This window comes from Anaerolineae bacterium (genome assembly GCA_011176535.1).
Taxonomy (GTDB): Bacteria; Chloroflexota; Anaerolineae; order Anaerolineales; family DRMV01; genus DUEP01.
The window spans coordinates 1-18,097 of sequence record DUEP01000004.1; the positions used below are offsets into that span (position 1 = coordinate 1).

The window sequence follows — 18,097 nt, forward strand, 5'->3', positions numbered from 1 at the left end:
CTTGAAGCTGCTGGGCTTTCCGCCGACTATCTATACAACCCTCTGTGTCGATTCTTCGAAACCGCCTTGAAAATGAGCGAACCATGAGTAATTAGTTTGTACCGAACTTCACTTTCCAAGGGAGGCTCCCCGATGACCGCCTTCGATGCCGAGCAGGTCAAGCAGGCCGTGCTTGACGAATCCGTTTTGGTGGACCGACAAGGCATCGTCACCCTCTACGAAGCCGTGCACAAGATGATGGGCATCGGTTTGGGAGGGTTGCTTTACCGCGCCGGGAAAATTGCCGGACGCCAAAGCGCCGCGCTGCTCCAGGAGCGCCTTCAGTTGGCCCACGAAGACCTCATTGAAGGGCTGGTGGTGGCCTTCAACACCGCCCGCTGGGGGCATGCCCAACTGGAACGCACCGAACCCACCTGGCGCCTGACGGTGCAGGGCTCGGTGCTGGCAAGCCAGATGCGCAGCAAGAAGCCCGTGTGTCATCCCATCGCCGGATACTGGGCCGGGTTCCTGGAATTCGCCACCCAGCGGGCCGTTGATGTCCAGGAGGTTCAGTGTGCGGCCACGGGCGCGCCGGCCTGCGTCTTTGAGGTGCGGTTCAAGTAACCTTTTCATCCAACGCCGCCCTCGCCCTGACCCATCCCAAATACCTACCCTCGCTTTGGAGGCCCCATGGCGACCGTTTTTGCAACCCTGGTGGCCGTTATTCTCAGTTTCGCCACCGCCTGGGCGTATGCCCTGGTGCTCTACTGGGCCGACCGCCACGAAAAGGAGCCCAAACGCCTGCTTTTGGGCTTGTTCCTCTGGGGCAGCACCTTTGCCATCGTGGGCGCCATCTTTTTCAGCCACACCCTGGACGCCGGCATCGGCCATTTCATCGCTTCCGTACCGGCGCGTCGCTGGCTGCGCCTCACCTTCACCGCGCCCGTGGTGGAAGAAAGCATGAAGGGGCTGGCGCTATTGCTGCTCTTCCTCTTCCAACGCGAGGAGGTGGACAGCCTGTTCGACGGTCTGATTTATGGCGCCTTGGTCGGTTTAGGGTTCGAGGCGGTGGAAAACGCCCTCTACATCCACCGCGCCTTCACCCAGGGCGGATGGGCCGACTTCTCGGCGGTGCTGGTGCTCCGCCTGGGGTTCTTCGGTTTCACCCACGCCTTCTACACCGCCCTGACCGGTCTGGGAATGGCCTTCGCCTGGCTCAACGCGCGGCAGGTCTGGGCCTGGGTGGCCGTGCCCATCGGCTGGCTGCTGGCCGTGACCGCCCACAGCCTGCACAACGCGGCCATGAGTTCTTCTTCTGTCGGATGCCTGTTTGGCGCCCTGGTCGACTGGGCCGGGTTTTGGGCTCTGGCCGCCATTGCCCTGTATGCCCTGCGGCGCGAGCAACGCTGGCTGCGCGAATACCTGCGCGAAGAAGTTGTGCGCGGCGTGATCACCGAGGCCCACTACGCCACGGCCTGTTCGTTGCAGCGCCGGGCGCAGGCCATCCGCCAGGCCCGCCGGCGGGGCGAAGTGGAGCCGACCGCCCGTTTCTACGCCCTGTTGACCAAACTGGCCTTTCTCAAAGCCCGCACCCAGCACAACAGCCTCGCGGCCCAACGCCATGCCCTCATGGAGCGCCTGCGCCAGGAACTGGCCCAACTGGCACCACAAGCCGAAACGGCCTGAGGGTCCCACCACTCCATCGGCAGGGCGCACCTCCGCCGAGACTTTTGGACCGGGAGTTGGAACACCTTGCACTTTCTGCCCTCCACCGCCGAAGCGCGGGCAGCCTTCCTTGCACAACACCCATACTTTCGCAATGTGGAACCCGAACTGTTGCCGCCTCTGGTCGAGGCCCTCACCCTGCGTCGCTACGAGCCGGGCGAAGTGCTGTTTTGAGAGGACGAACCCAACGCCGGGCTGTTCATCCTCATCCGCGGGTAAGTCAAACTCTATCGCCTCTCACCCCAGGGCCGCCAGGTGGTCATCCAGCTCGTGAACCCCGTGGATTTTTTCTAATGAGGTCAGCGTGTTCGATCAGGGGCCCAACCCGGTCAATGTAATGACCATCATGGAAAGCGATGTCTGGCACCTGCCCACGGAGACTTTTCAAACCGCGTTGAGCCGCTCGCCCCGGCTGATGCAGGCTGTCATCCACACACTGTGTCGGCGCACACGCCACCTGTACAAATGGTGGAAGAACCCTCCCTCTACCGGGTCACCTGTTGCCTGGCCCGGCTGATCGCCCGCCTTTCGCCCGAAGAACTGCACGGTGCCCAACGGCTTACTCAGGACGAACTGGCCGCCCAGCTGGGCACCGTGCGCGAGGTCATCGCCCGGGCTTTACAGGAACTGCAACGGACCGGCGCGGTGCGCGTGCAAAGGGGGCGCATTTTCGTCACAGACCTGCACCTGCTGCGAGAAATGGCCATGGTCGAGGACGCCAAACGGGGGTCTGCTGCCTGAGCGCGGGCATTCAGGGGGCGCGCCGTCAAAACCCAGGAACTAATCCCAGAACTACTTCTTTTTGTTGCACTTTTTGACGCATTTTTCACCCTAAAGTGTGAGCACAAGATGAGAAACGGGTGGATGTGGGCGTTCAGTGTCTGTACTGCCACTCGAACGCCCTGCGTGGGCAAAGCGCGGGGCTGCCCACCATCTTCAAATGCATGGACTGCCACCAGCAAATGGAGCCCAAGACCGACGGGGAGAAGCAACTGCAACTGGCCGAATACGCCGTCAGCGGCCAGCCGGTGAAGTGGGTTCCGGTGGCCATCCAGCCAAATTTCGTGTACTTCAGCCATCGGGTGCACCTGGCCGGAGGGGTGAACTGTGAGACCTGCCACGGCGAAGTGGGCAAGATGACCGTGGCCCGACCGGTGGTCACCCAGAACATGGGCTGGTGCCTGTCCTGCCACAAGAACCTGGACTCCGAGCACTTCGTCAAATTATTCAACTGTGCCACCTGCCACAAATAACGGCAAGGAGTTAGGCTGATGAGCGAAAAAATCACCCGTCGTGATTTTCTCAAAATGGCCGGGGGCAGCGCCGCGGCCGCTGCGGTGCTGTCCGGTTGTGGCCCCATCGCCCGGTATGTCCGCCGGCAGCCTTACACCGACATGCCCAAATATGTGCTTCCTGGGACCAGCGTGTACTTCGCCACGGCGTGTCGGGAATGCCCAGCGGGATGCGGCCTGGTGGTGCGCACGGTGGAAGGCCGCGCCATCAAGGTGGAAGGCTACCCCTACCATCAGTCAACGGCGGTCGCACCTGCGCCCGCGGCAGGCCACTGTGTAGGGGGTGTACGACCCGGACCGCTTCAAGAGGCCCGTGCAACAATCCAAGCGGAGCAGCGGTGACTTCCAGACCGTGGACTGGGACACCGCCGTGAAGGTGGTCGCCAAGGCGCTGCAAGAGGACCCGCAAAGCGTGGCCTTCTACCTGGGGCTGGCGCCGGACCACCTTTACGACCTGGTGAGTGAAATCACCTCGGCGTTGGGCACGCCTGCGCCGGTGTGCTTTAGCGGCCTGGCCATGGTCGAAGCCCGCCGCACCCTGGAACAGGCCGCCGCGCAGGTGCTTGGCACGCCGACCCTGCCCACTTCTGGCATCGCCAACGCCGATGTGGTGCTCTCCTTCGGCGCGAAGTTCATAGAAACCTGGCTTTCGCCTATAGCCTATAGCCAGGCCTACGAGCACTTCCGCCGGGGGCGGAAGGCAGTGCGGGGCGATCTGATGCAAGTCGAGCCGCGCATGTCCATGACCGCCTCCAACGCGGACCGCTGGTTCCCGGCCAAACCGGGCACCGAAGGGCTAGTGGCGCTGGCCGTGGGTCGTCTAGTGGCCGAGAAGCGCGGCCAAAAGCCGCCGAAAGCCTTTGCGCAGGTGAACCCGGCCCGGGTGGCCGAGCAGGCTGGCCTGCAGCAGGAGGACCTCGACCTGATGGCCGAGAGCCTCGTGCGGGCCCGCACGCCCCTGGTCATCCTGGGCAGCGGTGTGGCCGGCAACCTCAACGGGCTGGAAGCGGCCCAGGCCATGCTGGCGCTCAACGCCTACCTGGGCAACATCGGGAAGGCGGGCGGCGTCTTTCTCACCCCCGCCCCGCCCCTGGAGGAAGTTGCCGAAAACCGCGCCAGCACCTTCAACGAGATGGCCAGCCTGGTGCGCCCAATGCCGCGGCTCAGCCCTACACGCCCATCCCTCCCCTGCCGCCCGCCGCCCCGCAATAGCCCAGGGCAGCGAGGCAGCCGGGCCGCCCCCCTGCCGCACCACCCCAGTAGACCTGATCGGCGCCTGGGTGAAGGCCGGGACCCCGGAAAACGCCCCCTTCCCCTTCACCGACCTGGACGGCAACGCCTGCAAAGCCGCCTTCGCCGACGATGTGCAACCCCTGTTCACCCAGCCCGGGGTGTGGTTCGACAGTTCGCCGCCCTGCACCACCTGCCACGGCCCCAACCTGGCCGCCGCCCAAAAGGGCCTCAACCTGGCGACTTACGATGACATTCTGGCCGGCGCCGGACGACAGGCAGGCCAGGCCAAAGGCGAGGACATCCTCAGCGGCGGAAACTGGGAACAATCCATCCTCTACCAGCAGTTAATCACCCGCAAGATGCCTCCGGGCCGCCCTCCCGACTCCCCCGCAAAAGGCCCGGAGATTTATGCCGGGCATTAGGCGGAAAAAGGCCAACCCTAACCTCCTTACCTTCCATCCTTCCACCCCCTCAGAGGCGGGGATGCGCGAGACGGCGCATCCCCGCTTTTGTTGTCGGTGCCCCAAAGGGTTACCCTCCTTTCCTTTGGAGATCAAAATAGCCGTTTGGCAATGATTTGGCAACGATGGTGATGTATCCTATGGACAACCAGGGGGGTGGAGACATGCAGGGAGCAGGGACCTGCAAGAAACCTTCAGGGGCTAAGGCAGCCAAGCGCAAGGGGGGAGGCGCACAGGGGGACTGGCTGCCGAAATTTTTTAACCGGCCCCAATCGGGCAATGCCGGCTGGGGGCTCTCCTGACCAGGAGGCCCATCAACCGGCGCAGCAACTGAGCATCGCCACATCCTTATCAAAGGCTAACACAGCCAATTTGATCCCCTCGCCGTAGGTCAGGTAAAGGAAAATCGTCTCCCGCAAGTCGGACACCGTGATCCCCCATTTGAGGGCCAGGGCCGCGATTTGGATCATCTCTCCAGCCTCGGAGGCCAGAATGTGGGCACCCAACAGACGATCCGTGGTGGCGTCGGCCACCAACTTGATCAGTCCACGGGTATCCCGTGCGGCCAACGCCCGCGGCACGTGCTCCATGGGCAACAGGCTTACCTTGACGGCAAGCCCCTGTTCGCGCGCCTGCTCTTCGGTCAACCCGGCCGAGGCCACCTGGGGGTCGGTAAAAGTCACCCGTGGGATATAGCCCACATCGTAACGCCGTCCGGAGCCGGTTAGCGCGTTCTCGGCGCCCCCCCGGCGTAAGCGGCCACATAAACAAACATCTCGCGCCCAAGCACATCGCCGGCCGCATAGATGGTCGGGTTGGTGGCGCGTAAAGTTTCGTCCACCACCACCTCGCCACACTCACCGAGGGGCACGCCCGCCACATCCAAACCCAGGCCCTGCGTGTTGGGGCGGCGTCCTGTGGCGACCAGCAAACGCTCGCCCTCCACCGTGCGCCCGTCTTCGCCGTACAGGACCACGCGATGGCCCTGCGGTTCCACGCGTTGGGTACGGAAACCGGTCAGCACACGGATTCCTTCGTCTTCCAACAACGGCTACAAGGCGGCGCTGATGGTTTCATCCTCGAAGGGAGCAATGCGAGGCAGCAACTCCACCACCGTCACCACCACCCCGGCGCGGGCAAAGATCTGGGCCTGCTCCAACCCCACGGCGTTGGCCCCCAAAACGATCAGCGAACGCGGCCGTTCGCGCGCCTCCATCGCCGTGGTACTGGTCCAGTACGGCACATCTTCCAACCCCGGAATGGGCGGCACCCAGGGCGAGGCGCCGGTGGCCACAACCACCCATTCCGGCGTGAACACCTGCCCGTCCACGGCCACACGGCTCTCGTCCAGAAAACGGGCCCGCCCTTCAAGGTAGGTAATGCCCGGATAGTGCGCCAGGACATCCCGGTATTTGGCCTGACGCAACCGGGCTACCAGAGCCTCCTTGTGAGCCACCACCTGGGGCCAATCCAAAGCCCCCTTCATGGTCTGCACGCCGCGGAAAGGATGCTCCCCGGCCCGATGGTAATGCGCCAGGGCGTGGAGCAGGGCCTTGCCGGGCACACAGCCCACATTGACAAAGGTGCCGCCGATTTCGCCCGCGTTGACCAGGAGTACCCGGGCGCCCAGTTCCGCGCCTCGGATGGCCGCCGCAAAGCCGGCCGCGCCGCCACCGATGACCATCAATGATGGACGCTTCTCCGTGGCCACCGTGAACGACGGGGAAGCCGCCTGCCTCGTGGGTTCCAGCGTACCTTCCCGGGAAACAGCCTCCGCCACCTGCGCCCGATAACCATCCTCCGCCACGGCCTCCTCCAGGGCGCGAGGCTCCACTTCGGGACGGACGACCACAAAGGCCACCCCCGCCTGCCACCCCGGCACCTCCACCTGGACCACGCCAGGCACGCCCTGCAACGTCCGCGTGACATGCCGGACGCAGGTATCACAGGTCATGCCCTGGATCTTCAACTTCAACTTGCTCTGGCGCGTCATCAGCGCCCTCCTTTCTTCCAACGATGGCCTGTCCTCAACCCTCAGGCCGGCCACCCAAACGGCTACACGAAAAACCCGCGCCCCTCTCTGCCCCGGGGACGCGGGCTCCCATGGTCCGGACAAACCACTACGAAACCCAGGCCTATGAGGCCACCACGCGGTAGTTACGCATCATGCCCATGTCTTCGTGTTCCAGAATGTGGCAGTGATAGAGGTACCATCCCTCGAAGTCGGTGAAACGCAGCAGGATATCCACCCGCTCGCCGGGCATGACGAGCACCGTGTCGTGCCAGCCTTCATCGACAAAGCCCGGGCCCAACGTGTCCCAGAGGCTCTGCCAGGCCGGCTCCACCTGGCGACGCAGAACCTGAAACTGCAAGCCGTGGACGTGCATGGGATGTGGCTGGCTCATGCCACCCATCCCCATCCCCATACCCATACCACCCCTACCGCCCTGGTTGATGAAGGACCACACTTCTAGGTCACCCAGGCGCACTTTCTCATCGTCTGCCACAGCGGTCATCTCAAAAGTGCGACCGTTGATGGTCCAGCCGCGCCTCATGGTCATGTCCAGGGTAAAGGTGCGCGGGGAAGGGGCGTTGACCGCATCGGTCTCACGGTAGCGCGGGATGGTGGTCAAGCGCTGCGGCAGGGTCATCTTCACCCGCTCTTCACGGTCCACCGACACGGTGAACACCGGGAAACTGACCTCATCCCCCCTGGCGCGCCATGGGGTTGGCTGAGCAAACGCAACTTCGTGCCCACGGGGTACCTGGAAAAGTCCACCCACAACTCCACCCGCTGCGCCGAAGCCAGCGTGACGAAGGCCTTTTCCACCGGTTGCTCCAGAAGACCGCCATCGGTGCCAATGACCGTCAAAGGCGTACCATCCTCCCAGGCCAGTTTGTAAATCCGCGCGTTGGAGCCGTTGAGCAGACGCAGGCGATAGGGTCGCGTGGCCACCGAGAGAGTAAAGTCCGGCTGCCCGTTGACCAGAATGCGATCGCCCAGGAAGCCCACCATTTGATCCATCATGCCGTTAGTCAGGTACACCAACTGGTTTTGCGCATCAAAGCGTCGATCCTGAATGACCAGCGGCACATCATACGCTCCGGAAGGCAGGCCCAAGGTTTCTTCTTCATCGTCGCTCACCAGGAACAACCCGGCCATGCCGTGGTACACCTGGGGGCCAGTGCGGCCATGCGGATGCGGGTGGAACCAATAGGTGGCCGCCCGGTCCAGCACCACAAAGTCATAGGTGTAGGTCTCCCCCTTGCCAATGGCATACCGCGGGTGACCGTCGTTGACCTCGGCCACATGCAGACCGTGCCAGTGGACGATGGACACCTCGGAAAGTTCATGGCTGAAGTGTACGCGCACCCGCTGGCCCTTGCGCAAGCGAAAGACAGGCCCCAAGTAGGTGTCGGGCAGGGTCTGCAGCGCCTCGGCCGGGCCGTTGAGAACCTCTCCCTGGAACCGCCAGACCTTCGTCGGCTTACCCGACAAAATCGGGACTTCGTCCACCACGGCCCTCAGGGCAATTTCCACATCCGGATTCCCCGGGGGAAGTGTAGGCTCCTTGGGGGCGGTCCCACCCTGGCATCCCCCCCGGAGGCTGTCGTGGGCACCTCCGCCCCATTCTGATTGGCCAACCAACGCCACAACAGGCCCCCACCAGCCGCCGCAGCAGCCCCGGCAGAAGCCAATTTCAAAAAATCACAACGAGTGAACCGAGACATTGCTTTTCCTCCTTGCCAAAATAAAAAACTTGTTGTCCCCCCCTTTGCTCCTCTGCCATTAGGCCACGAGGGGCAAAGGAGGGTAGCACGCTAGAGAGTGGCCCGGCGCAAGAGTTGTGCGTTGATGGCCACGACTACGGTGCTCATGGACATGAGTAACGCGCCCACCGCCGGGGAAAGGTCAATACCCACGGGGGCCAGCACGCCCGCGGCCAGGGGCAACGCCACGATGTTGTAACCCGCCGCCCACCAAAGGTTCTGAACCATCTTGCGATAACTGGCGCGACTAAGCGCGATGATCTTCACCACATCCAGGGGGTTACTGCGCACCAGGATGATGCCCGCCGACTCGATGGCCACATCAGTGCCGCCACCAATGGCGATGCCCACATCGGCGCGGGTCAAAGCCGGGGCGTCGTTCACGCCGTCGCCCACCATGGCCACCCGTTTGCCCTGGGCCTGGAGTTCGGCCACTTTCTTGTCTTTATCCTCGGGCAGCACCTCGGCGAACACCATGTTGATACCCAGCTCCTTGGCCACAGCCTCGGCCACGGCACGGCTATCGCCAGTGAGCATGGCCACCTCGACCCCCATCTCGTGCAACTTGCGCACGGCCTCGTGGCTTTCAGGACGGATCACATCCGCCACGGCAAAAGCCGCTCGCAGTCGCCCATCGTCCACCAGGTAAATGACCGACTGACCTTTCTCGCCTGCCTGGCGGGTGAACTCGGCGATAGGGCCGCTCAGGGTGATGCCCAGCATCTCCAACAGGCGCGGGCCGCCTACATGCACCGTGCGCCCGTCCACCGTGGCGCGTACCCCGCGTCCCTTGATGGCCTCGAAATCCTTCACCTCGGTCAAAACCAACTGGCGCTCCTCTGCCGCCCGGCGCACCGCCTGAGCGATAAGGTGCTCAGAGTCGCCTTCCACCGCCGCGGCCAGGGCCAGCGCCTCGTTTTCGTCGTCGTTGGCATCGGCCAAAGCGATGCCGACCACGCCAAACTTTCCTTCGGTCAGCGTGCCGGTCTTATCGAAGACCACCACATCGATCTCGCGCGAGGCCTCCAGAGCCAGACGGTCACGGATAAGGATGCCGTTGCGGGCGCCCATGGCCGTGGTGATGGCTACTACCAGCGGCACAGCCAACCCCAACGCATGGGGGCAGGCGATGACCAACACGGTGACCACCCGCTTGAGCACATCCACATCAAAGCCCACGGCCAGCGTCCACACCACCGCGGTGATGATGGCTGTCCCCAAGGCGATGTAGAAAAGCCAACCCGCCGCCCGATCGGCCAGAACCTGAGTGCGCGATTTGGATTGCTGGGCCTGCTCAACCAGGCGCATGATGCCTGCCAGAGCGGTTTGCTCACCCACAGCGCTCACGCGCACCCGCAGGCTCCCCTCACCGTTGATGGTCCCGGCAATGACCTTGCTGCCGGGCTCCTTCCGCACCGGGCGCGACTCGCCGGTCAACATCGATTCATTGACACTGGACCGCCCCTCGACGACCTCACCGTCGGCCGGGATGCTGGCGCCCGGCCGCACGAGCACAATATCCCCCACCCGCAGGGCGGTCACCGGCACCGTCTCCGTGCTGCCATCGGGCAACAGCCGCTCGGCCGTGTCGGGCATCAGTTTGGCCAACTCGTCTAACGCGCCCGAGGCCTGGCGGATGCTGCGCATTTCCATCCAATGGCCCAGCAGCATCACATCGATCAGCGTGACCAGTTCCCAGAAGAACCCTTCGCCGAACCCCGTGACCTGGGCAATCAGGCTGTACACCAGGGCCACCGAGATGGCCAGGGAAATCAGGCTCATCATCCCCGGGCGGCGGGACTTGAACTCCGGCACCGCCATTTGCAGGAAGGGGATCCCACCGTAGGCAAAAACGATCAGCGAGAACGCGAAGGAAATCCATTGACTACCCGGAAATGGCGGAGCGGTGAAACCAAAGACGCGCTGCACCAGCGGGCTGTAGACCAAAACCGGAATGCTGAGCAGCAAACTGCCCCAAAACCGGGTGCGGAACATGGCTTCGTGGCCGCTGTGATCCACTCCATGTCCTTCGTGACCGCCATGCCCTCCGGCATGGCCAGCCGCCTCATGGCCGCCGTGACCTCCGCTCTGACCATGCTTCCCACCCATGTCGTGAGGCATGGTCGCAGCAGCGTGGGACGCATGCTGCCCGTGGGCTTCTCCCATGTCCATGTCCTCATGGGACTCAGGTGGATGCTGATGGTGCTGGTGTTTCTTCTCATTCATTGCTTGACCTCTCGTCAACGCCGTTTTTCAACGGTCAAAAGAACTTGAGAACTTGGCTACTTCCATTGTAGCCCCCTTCTGGAAAAAGGATAGCGCTATCTACCTCGTTACTTATAGGCAAAATAGCCTATAAAAAACTACCGAGAGGGCATAGCCCTCCCGGTGGTACGAGGAGGAGAAGCCCAAGCGCCCTCAGGGCGTGGCCTCCAGGGGGAGCCCCGCCTGGCGCCAGGCATTCATCCCACCATCAAGGTTCCACACATTGGTGTACCCCATCTGAACCAGCGTACGGGCGCAATGGCGCTCATGGCGCCGCTCCGGCAATAAACCACAATTTTGGCGTCCTTATCCTGCGGCAGTTGATCGGCCTGCTGAGCAATTTGGTTGAAGGGGATCGACAAATCGGTGCCCGGGATGTTGCCCTCAAAAGGCTCATGGACGTTGACCAGAACGAAATCTTTCTCCTGCAACATGGCTTGCAGGTCAGCCACAGAGATGTCACGGTACATGCCCCCCTCCACAGTCACCGGACGTCCCTCCCCTTTGGTGACCGAGGTCGGTGTACTATTTGAAGCGCAGGCAGCCAAAACCAAGACCGCCACCATACCTACCAACAAAAGCCAGCCTGTTCGTCGTTTACCCACCATGCTCATGCCCCTTGCTCGGCCAAAGCCCGGGCCGCCCGTTCCATGCGCTGGCGAGCCTCAGCCGCGATGGCGTGCACCTCGGCGTTCTCGGCCAGATCGCCCACGGTAAGGGCCACCTCTGGGTTCAGGAAGGACACCCGCACCGTCCCATCTCCCATCCCTTCAAGGGTCACATTGCAGGGCAACAACAGCCCTACCCGCGCGTCGGCTTCCAACGCCCGGTGCGCCAGCGATGGATTGCACGCGCCAAGGATGTGGTAAGGACGCACATCCACATCCAGTTTCTTCTTGAGCGTCTCCTGGATATCCACGCTGGCCAGAACGCCAAAGCCCTCACCTTTGAGCGCCGTGGTGACTCGTTCAAGGGCTTCGTCGAACGAAGTCGAAAGGATGACTGTAAAAGCCATGGGATTCATCAAAAACCCCTGGGGAAAACTTATGTTTGTTCTGCGCCTTTCAGGATACCTTAGACCACCTCCCCCCACAAGGGCCAAATGGCCCATGAGCACATAGGTATTTCTCTCAGGAAGAATCCGTACCCTGGAGCGGCAACACCAGCCGCACCACCGTACCCTGCCCCGGGCTGGCGTGCAGGGTCAGCGTGGCACCCATGAGTTCGGCCCGCTCATGCATTCCCAGGAGGCCATAATGCCCTTGATGGGCAAACTCGGCCGGGCTCTCAGGCACCCGGAAGCCCTGGCCGTTGTCGCGCACCTCTAAATAAACCTTATCATCCTCAAACCGCAACACCACCTGCGCCCAGGCCGCACGGGCATGACGCACCATATTGCTTAGCGCCTCTTGCACAATGCGGTAAAGCGCCAGTTCCTGCATCGGGTCTAACCGCCGCACCGGCCCTTGCTGCACCACCTCCACCTGCAAACCGGGCCGCTGCTCCTGAATTTCCTGGGCAAGCATCTCCAAAGCCGGCACCAGCCCCAAATCCTCCAGGTACAACGGTCGCAGGTCATGGATCACGCGGCGCAAATCACGGATGGTCTGTTCCACCAGCCTTTGCAACTCACCCAACGCCTGTTGCGCTTCAGGTTGCTCCAAACGCAATTGCGCCAACTGGATACGTTGCTGCAACGCAATAAGGGATTGCAAGGTGTCATCGTGCAATTCGCGCGCCAGACGGCGGCGTTCTTCTTCCTGGCCCGCGGTGATCGCGCCGATGTAGCCCCTCAAGCTCTCGTGGGCGCGCTGCACCTTGCGGGCCATGTGATGCAACGCCCGCTGCAGACGCTGAATCTCCTCAATGCCCCCCACCGGCTCTGCCAGGACATCGTAATCCCCCCAGGCCATGGCCGCCGCCCGGGCTTCCAGTTGCTGCAACGGCTCCACCACCTTACGAGCGCCAAACCAAAGGCCCACCAGCGCCAGCAAGAGCAAAGGGGCCAGCAACAACGGCGCCAGTTGCGTGGTGTGCAGCCAGGGGCTGGCCACCGCCTCCCACGACTCCTCCACCACCAGAGCCCAGCCCACCGGATGAACAGGGCTAAAGGCCACCACATGCTCCCCATCGGCCCCTTTGATATAGGTCACCCCGCGCTCGCCGCGCAGGGCTTCCGCGACCTCTGGATGTTGTGCCACGTGGTTGTTGTCTCCGGGGATGGTAAACAGGGGCCGACCAAGGCGGTCCAGCAACCGCACCCGCAGTGTATCGCCCACGGGGAGCGCCGCGCTCAGGGTTTGCTGCGCCAGGGTGGCCGGACGAAAGGCGCCCACTGCCCACTTTTGGTCGTCGGCGGTGGCCGCGACCAGCATGACCCAGGTTCCATCAGGTGCCTGGTAAACATCCGAAAAAGCCTCACGCCACCAGGAACTTCCTGCCTCTCTCAGAAGCGTCTGCCACCAATCGATGTCGGGCAGCCCGCCCAGCAAGGCACCTTCGGCGCTCACCACGGCCAACCCGGCGTCGAAATCTCGCTCCAGATACGAGGAACTCGCCAGGGCGCGCTCTGGTGCCACCCCATCCGCCAACCGCAGGGCCAGCCCCTGCAAAACCGAGGCGCGGTGGGCCAGTTGCTCCTCCAGCGCCCGGGCCAGCGAGGCGGTGGCCCGTTGATCCCGCTCACCGACCAGGCTGCGCATGGCCTGCTGATGCCAGTAGGCCGCTCCCACGGCCACCAGCAATCCGGTCACCGGTAAAATCAGCGTAGCGAAGAGTTGAATGGTCAACCCTCGCCACCGCACTCCAGGCAAGGGCAAGGTCCCCCGACGAACAGGGCTCATGCTTCGATCTCCAGCCACCCCAACGAGACGGCCCGCATCACCGCCTCGGTGCGACTGCGCGACTGAAGTTTGTCGAAAATGTGCGCCAGGTGCCTCTGCACCGTACGATCGCTGATGTGCAACTGGGCGGCGATGGCCTTGTTGGTGTAGCCTTTCGCTACCAGCGCCAACACCTCCAGTTCGCGTTTGGTGAGCGGCTGCACCTCAGGATGCCGGGCCTCAGCGGTAATCCGCCGTAAAAGTTTGTGAGCGATGGCCGGCTCCAAAGCAGAGCGGCCTTCGTACACCTCATGCACGGCCTGGATGATCTCCCGCGGGCTGGCTGTCTTGAGGACATACCCGTTGGCGCCGGCCTGCAGCACCGCAATCACATAGGGATCATCGTCATAGGCGGTCAGGATAAGCACCCCCATCCCCTGGTAACGCTGCCGAATGCGCCGGGTCACTTCAATCCCACTAGCGCCGGGCATCTGGATGTCGAGCACCACCACATCGGGCTGGGTTTCAGCGATTTTGGCCCAGGCTTCCAGCCCATCGTCGGCCTCGGCCACAATCTCAATGCGCGGGTCCTGTTCCAAAAACTGTCGGATACCCGCACGGACCACAGCATGGTCATCGGCCAAAAGAACACGAATCGGTTTTTCGGTCGCCATGTTCTACATCCTTCGGTCGGCATGGGTTGGAGGGAAAGGCAAAGCCCTCCCTCAAGCCGCGGCGTCGCCGCCTCGGCCGCCCTCAGGCCGCTGGCCCGAGGCCCATTTCCGTTTCCACAACGCTGCATAATCCTGGAAGGCCTCATCCACCAGGGGAAAAGCTCACCCCACAACGCCCAAACCGAACAGCAAGCCGCTGACCAGGCGCATCCAGGAGTTAAAGGACCCCAGCGCATCACCTGTATAAAAGGTAGCAGGAAAGGCCCCATTCGTCAACTTCACCAGCCAGGCGTTAGTGTAACGAAACTCCAGGCCCACCCCCAAGATCAGATCGCTCAGCAGATGCGTTGTGCCGTCCAGAGCCAATGGTGCCAGGAAAACCACAAAAACCCAACCCAATAGAGGGCGCCACTTGCGCCGCAAAGGCCACCAAAGCCAGGCAAAAAGAAAGTCAGAGGCTGGTGTACATAAAACCATCCGATCCGACCAGGCCACCTGGATTTCCGGCAAGGAGTACATCAGTTTGAGCCCGAATAAAAAGAAGGAGCGCTGGGACAATTGATGACACACCAGGGCGTAAAACCCATATATCCAGCAGGCAGGCAGCGTCCACCCCCATTTCATGAACCCCGGTGCCAGCCAGGGAAGAAACACAAAAAAAGGCCGTATCCCAAGCCGAAGAAAAGCATCCATCGGCGGCTGAACAGATACACCCACCGTTCCACCAAGAGGCGCTTCCCTGGATTAGGAAAGCGAAGCGGTCGCTATCATGACTCTCCTGCGGCAGAAAAGGGGGAACTGCGCACGGCCTCATAAGTGCTTTTCAGGCCCAGCAGCATCATGGCCACCCAAAAGGCCCCGTACAGCACGCGGGCCCAACGAGGCCGTGGAGCATGCCACGCACGGCGATCAGCGAAAAGCACATAGCCCTCCGCTGCCACCTCCCACACCGCCTGGTGGGCCAAAAGCCCCCAGGCCCATCGTCGCATGCGGCCACCGTTTCTCCGGGGACGCAACACCCAGAGAAGCAGCGAATGCGCCACTGGCACGGGAAGGGTCTGCAAATGTCCCAGTTCGTGTTGGGCCGTCAACGCCAATCGGGTCGACCAGGGCAAGCCTGCGCGTACCACGGTGTTCACCACGCCAGGATGGGGCAAGGTTACCCTATCGGCCTGAACCTTGTGCATGTTCGAGGTGGACACCGTGATGGTGGTTGGCAAACCATACCAGGTGCGCGTACGCCAGGTCAGACGCTTGGACAAAACAGACATGACGACCTCCCTGTTCTCCGCCCCCATCGGTTACCCCGGGGAACGCCATCTTCAGACGGCAAAGGGCCGCAGCCCGGCACAAGGAGATATGCCGGGCCAGTGAGCGCATCGCCCACACGGCCTTTCGCTGGGCGCTGCGGCGGGCGGCGCAGCGTCGTCGTCCGCCTCGGGTGACGGTGATCCACAAGGCCAATGTGCTGCGCCATACGGACGGGCTCTTTCGGGAGGCCGTGCTGGATGTGGCGGCGATGTACCCCCAGGTGGCGGTGGAAGAAATGCTGGTGGACGCCGCGGCCTTTCACCTGGTGCGCACGCCGGAGCGGTTCGATGTGCTGGTGACCCCCAACCTGTACGGCGACATTCTCTCGGACCTGGCCGCCGGGTTGACGGGTGGCCTGGGCGTGGCCCCTTCGGCCAACCTGGGAACGGGGACGCCGTTGTTCGAACCGGTGCACGGCGCCGCGCCGGACATCGCCGGGCGAGGCATCGCCAACCCCACCGCGGTGTTGCTCAGCGCGGCGCTGCTGTTGGAGACGCTGGGAGCGGCCAGCGAGGCGGAGCGCCTGCGCCGGGCGGTGGATGCGGTGCTCCAAGACAGGGTGCGCACGCCGGACCTGGGCGGCACGGCCACCACAACGGCAATGCTCCAGGCGGTGCTGGCGCGGTTGGAGCGTGGGGCGCCGACGGCTCAGGCGGCCTCGTCTGCTTCCACCCGGTAGCAAAAGTCGCAAAAGGCGTGCCCTTCCATGGGCGTGTGTTGCCGCTCGAAGCGCAGACAGGGGTTGAAGCCCTCGATGAAGGCCGCGTCGCGCCGGCAGGAGAGCGTGGCGCCCAGATCCGCCCAACCCCAGGCGGCGGCACATCTCCGCGTATTCGCAGCGGGTGACGCGGAAGATAAAGGCCCGCTCGTCCTGGCACTCGATTTGTTGTATCTCCGGCCACGATGCACCCGGCGTCCAGGATGGCCACCCGGTGGCAAAGGCGCTGGGCTTCTTCCATGTAGTGGGTGGTGTAGAGGATGGGGCCGTGCCCTGGGCGGCCAGGGCGTTCACCAGGTCGTAGATGGCGTTGCGGCGTTGGGGGTCCACGCTCACCGTGGGCTCGTCGAGAAAGAACACGCGGGGGCGGTGGAGTAACCCGGCGGCGAAGTTGAGGGAGGCGGCGTTGCATCTCGCCGGAGTAGGTCTGCACCAGACCCTCCGCGTGGGGCGTCAGGCCCACCTGGTCGAGCACTTCGGCGATGCGGGTTTCCAGGGCATGGCCCCGCAGGCCGTAGATGCGGCCAAAAAAGCGCAGGTTTTCGCGGGCGATGAGGTCGGGGTAGAGGGCGATCTCCTGGGGCACCAGGCCCAACCGGGCCTTGAGGCGCCAGGCTAAGGGCGTGAGGGGGTGTCCATCCAGCGTCACCCGGCCACGGTCGGGCGCCAGCAGCCCGCTGAGCATGGCGATGGTGGTGGTCTTGCCCACGCCTTTGGGACCGAGCAGGCCCAGCACCTGACCGGGGATCAGGGAGAGGCTCACGGCGATCACCTCGCCGTAGCGTTTGTGCAGATTTTCGGCGACCAGAAGCGGAGCAGGGGGCATCCAGCACCTCCAGTGGGGGTTGGGCGCGCATCGTCCGGGCTTATTTTCCCCGCCGGCGATCACAAAGGGTAGTGCCTGCGATCATGGAAAGGGTCGCAAAGAAGGCCGGATCTTTGTCGCCCCTTAACCCCATCGGGGGACCATGATAGGGTAAACGTGGAGGTACGACGGATGAACGAGAAACGTTTTCACGGTTCCCCTGAATTTTTGCGCAACCCCCAACGCCTGGCCTTGCTGGAAGTGGACCGTGTGGTGCGCCTCAGCCTGGAAGGGCTTCCCGTCCGCCGCGTGCTGGATGTGGGCACCGGCAGCGGGGTGTTCGTCGAAGCCTTTGCCCGCCAAGGCCTGACTGTGGTCGGCCTCGATGTGGCGGAAGGAATGCTCAAAGCGGCCCGCGCCGGCAAGTGCGCGGCGCGGCTTTCCTGCAGGCGTTGATGGAGGCGTTGCCTTTTTCCGCCGGGGCTTTCGAGCTGGTCTTTTTGGGCCATGCCCTGCACGAGACGGACGACCTGCCCGCTACCCTGGCTGAGTTGGCCCGTTGCGCCCGCTGGCGGGTGGCCGCGCTGGAGTGGCCCTATCGGGAGGAACCCCAGGGCCCGCCCCTGGCGCATCGCCTGCGCCCCGAACAGGTGACCGCGGCGGCCGTGAGCCTGGGTTTCGCCCGCCGCGAGACCCTGCCCCTGGCTCACATGGTGCTGTACCATCTGACCAGGGCGCGCCCGGCGTGATGTCGGCCTGGGCCTTGGAGGCGGCGGTCAAAGGGGGCTCACACTGTGTTTCGTTAATGATAGTTATCAAAAATAACAAGCGAACCAAGCCGCACCGGAGGGCTGCTGGCTTCCCCAGCCGGGCAAAAGCAGCCCTCGTCCTCCATGCCCGCCCGCAAAAAAAAGCGCGTCCACTGCCCGACGGAGGCCCGCAGGCCGGACAGCGGACTGCCCGACGGAGGTCCGCAGGCCGGACAGCGGACTGCCCGACGGAGGTCCGCAGGCCGGACAGCGGACTGCCCCCCGGCCTGTC

Annotated in this window: 20 protein-coding genes and 4 pseudogenes; 11 read left to right on the plus strand and 13 right to left on the minus strand. The window is 63.4% G+C overall.

Going from position 1 to position 18,097, the window contains the following annotated elements; translation table 11 throughout:
* The first annotated feature begins 132 nt into the window (after window positions 1–132).
* The 8 genes from G4O04_00865 (at window position 133) to G4O04_00900 (ending at window position 4,651) form a co-directional block, all read left to right on the plus strand.
* Complete coding sequence (locus tag G4O04_00865; GenBank protein ID HEY57101.1) at window positions 133–603, plus strand: hypothetical protein; 471 nt, start codon at window positions 133–135, stop codon at window positions 601–603.
* Between the two features lie 66 nt (window positions 604–669).
* Entirely contained in the window at window positions 670–1,665 is a 996-nt protein-coding gene (locus tag G4O04_00870) for a PrsW family intramembrane metalloprotease (protein HEY57102.1), read from the plus strand.
* A 66-nt stretch (window positions 1,666–1,731) separates the two neighbouring features.
* The gene (locus G4O04_00875) at window positions 1,732–1,878 is read left to right on the plus strand and encodes a hypothetical protein (protein HEY57103.1); all 147 of its coding nucleotides are present in this window, start codon (window positions 1,732–1,734) and stop codon (window positions 1,876–1,878) included.
* A gap of 291 nt (window positions 1,879–2,169) precedes the next feature.
* A complete protein-coding gene (locus G4O04_00880) occupies window positions 2,170–2,445 on the plus strand; it encodes a winged helix-turn-helix domain-containing protein (protein HEY57104.1) in 276 nt (91 codons plus the stop codon).
* A gap of 119 nt (window positions 2,446–2,564) precedes the next feature.
* Window positions 2,565–2,957, plus strand: a complete 393-nt coding sequence (locus G4O04_00885; GenBank protein HEY57105.1) for a cytochrome c3 family protein — start codon at window positions 2,565–2,567, stop codon at window positions 2,955–2,957.
* Between the two features lie 18 nt (window positions 2,958–2,975).
* Window positions 2,976–3,338, plus strand: a complete 363-nt coding sequence (locus G4O04_00890; protein HEY57106.1) for a twin-arginine translocation signal domain-containing protein — start codon at window positions 2,976–2,978, stop codon at window positions 3,336–3,338.
* Entirely contained in the window at window positions 3,310–4,479 is a 1,170-nt protein-coding gene (locus tag G4O04_00895) for a molybdopterin-dependent oxidoreductase (protein HEY57107.1), read from the plus strand. The genes G4O04_00890 and G4O04_00895 overlap by 29 nt, the downstream gene beginning before the upstream one ends.
* Entirely contained in the window at window positions 4,388–4,651 is a 264-nt protein-coding gene (locus G4O04_00900; GenBank protein ID HEY57108.1) for a hypothetical protein, read from the plus strand. The genes G4O04_00895 and G4O04_00900 overlap by 92 nt, the downstream gene beginning before the upstream one ends.
* 353 nt (window positions 4,652–5,004) lie before the next feature.
* Here G4O04_00900 and merA read toward each other — a convergent pair.
* From merA to G4O04_00955, 11 genes and pseudogenes are all read right to left on the minus strand, one after another.
* Window positions 5,005–6,377: pseudogene (gene merA, locus G4O04_00905) on the minus strand (mercury(II) reductase).
* A 102-nt stretch (window positions 6,378–6,479) separates the two neighbouring features.
* Window positions 6,480–6,683: pseudogene (locus tag G4O04_00910) on the minus strand (mercury(II) reductase).
* A gap of 142 nt (window positions 6,684–6,825) precedes the next feature.
* Window positions 6,826–7,380: a multicopper oxidase domain-containing protein gene (locus G4O04_00915; protein ID HEY57109.1), complete on the minus strand. Its 555-nt coding sequence runs from the start codon at window positions 7,378–7,380 to the stop codon at window positions 6,826–6,828.
* Entirely contained in the window at window positions 7,344–8,231 is an 888-nt protein-coding gene (locus G4O04_00920; GenBank protein ID HEY57110.1) for a multicopper oxidase domain-containing protein, read from the minus strand. Before G4O04_00920 ends, G4O04_00915 begins: the two co-directional genes overlap by 37 nt.
* Before the next feature lie 281 nt (window positions 8,232–8,512).
* A complete protein-coding gene (locus tag G4O04_00925) occupies window positions 8,513–10,687 on the minus strand; it encodes a heavy metal translocating P-type ATPase (protein HEY57111.1) in 2,175 nt (724 codons plus the stop codon).
* Between the two features lie 192 nt (window positions 10,688–10,879).
* Entirely contained in the window at window positions 10,880–11,011 is a 132-nt protein-coding gene (locus tag G4O04_00930) for a rhodanese-like domain-containing protein (protein ID HEY57112.1), read from the minus strand.
* Between the two features lie 325 nt (window positions 11,012–11,336).
* Entirely contained in the window at window positions 11,337–11,741 is a 405-nt protein-coding gene (locus tag G4O04_00935) for a DUF302 domain-containing protein (GenBank protein HEY57113.1), read from the minus strand.
* A 115-nt stretch (window positions 11,742–11,856) separates the two neighbouring features.
* The gene (locus G4O04_00940; GenBank protein HEY57114.1) at window positions 11,857–13,569 is read right to left on the minus strand and encodes a HAMP domain-containing protein; all 1,713 of its coding nucleotides are present in this window, start codon (window positions 13,567–13,569) and stop codon (window positions 11,857–11,859) included.
* Window positions 13,566–14,222 (minus strand): response regulator transcription factor, encoded by a 657-nt coding sequence (locus G4O04_00945; GenBank protein HEY57115.1) that lies wholly within the window; start codon window positions 14,220–14,222, stop codon window positions 13,566–13,568. Before G4O04_00945 ends, G4O04_00940 begins: the two co-directional genes overlap by 4 nt.
* A gap of 162 nt (window positions 14,223–14,384) precedes the next feature.
* Entirely contained in the window at window positions 14,385–14,876 is a 492-nt protein-coding gene (locus G4O04_00950; GenBank protein HEY57116.1) for a DUF2085 domain-containing protein, read from the minus strand.
* 113 nt (window positions 14,877–14,989) lie between these two features.
* Window positions 14,990–15,493, minus strand: coding sequence for a hypothetical protein (locus tag G4O04_00955; GenBank protein HEY57117.1), 504 nt, complete (start codon window positions 15,491–15,493; stop codon window positions 14,990–14,992).
* A 47-nt stretch (window positions 15,494–15,540) separates the two neighbouring features.
* Here G4O04_00955 and G4O04_00960 point away from each other — a divergent pair, with 47 nt between their 5' ends.
* Complete coding sequence (locus tag G4O04_00960) at window positions 15,541–16,212, plus strand: hypothetical protein (GenBank protein ID HEY57118.1); 672 nt, start codon at window positions 15,541–15,543, stop codon at window positions 16,210–16,212.
* Here the strand turns inward: G4O04_00960 and G4O04_00965 are convergent.
* Together G4O04_00965 and G4O04_00970 are read right to left on the minus strand one after the other, a co-directional pair.
* A pseudogene (locus G4O04_00965) lies at window positions 16,182–16,356 on the minus strand (L-2-amino-thiazoline-4-carboxylic acid hydrolase). The gene G4O04_00960 and the pseudogene G4O04_00965 sit on opposite strands and share 31 nt — an antisense overlap.
* A 292-nt stretch (window positions 16,357–16,648) precedes the next feature.
* Window positions 16,649–17,077: pseudogene (locus G4O04_00970) on the minus strand (ABC transporter ATP-binding protein).
* A gap of 171 nt (window positions 17,078–17,248) precedes the next feature.
* On the opposite strand from G4O04_00970, the gene G4O04_00975 reads away from it, so the two are divergent.
* On the plus strand, window positions 17,249–17,512 hold the full coding sequence (locus tag G4O04_00975; GenBank protein ID HEY57119.1) for a methyltransferase domain-containing protein: 264 nt from the start codon (window positions 17,249–17,251) through the stop codon (window positions 17,510–17,512).
* A complete protein-coding gene (locus G4O04_00980; protein HEY57120.1) occupies window positions 17,512–17,805 on the plus strand; it encodes a methyltransferase domain-containing protein in 294 nt (97 codons plus the stop codon). The genes G4O04_00975 and G4O04_00980 overlap by 1 nt, the downstream gene beginning before the upstream one ends.
* The last annotated feature ends 292 nt before the right edge of the window (window positions 17,806–18,097 follow it).